The following is a 440-nucleotide window of genomic DNA, read 5'->3' as shown; positions in this document are numbered from 1 at the left end:
AATACTTGAGCTACACCATCTTTATCATTGGTATCGGTAATAAAATATGCAGCATCCTTCAATTTAGGTATTGCATTCCCCATAGCAATTGGAAAACCACACGTATAGAATAGCTCTAAATCATTCCAATCGTCTCCAAAGACCATTATGTTACCCATAGAGATATTATTTTGGGTGCAGATTTCCCTTACAGCTCGTTCTTTAGAAACACCTTTTGCCATGATTTGAGTTAAATTTCCTGCATCGGTACATGTAGTACTTACTTTATGTGCAAACTGTTTTTGTAGTTTTTCATAATGAGTATATTGTGAGATTAATAATTTTGAAGCACTAACTTTTTTTAATTCATTTAATGGAACTACAATTGGATTTACAACTGCATTCATGGTTTTGTTGTAATCCAATGTTTTATTACTGTACCATGTATCTTCCGATTCAAC

General features: G+C 32.7%; 1 protein-coding gene. It reads right to left on the bottom strand.

Annotated features, from left to right (window positions below):
* Positions 1–440, bottom strand: a 440-nt coding sequence (locus JDS80_RS30735; protein WP_199640822.1) for an HAD hydrolase family protein, incomplete at both ends; no start/stop codon positions are given.

This window comes from Bacillus cereus group sp. N8, assembly GCF_016483685.1.
Lineage (GTDB): Bacteria > Bacillota > Bacilli > Bacillales > Bacillaceae_G > Bacillus_A > Bacillus_A proteolyticus.
This window is presented reverse-complemented; position numbering and strand designations above follow the sequence as displayed.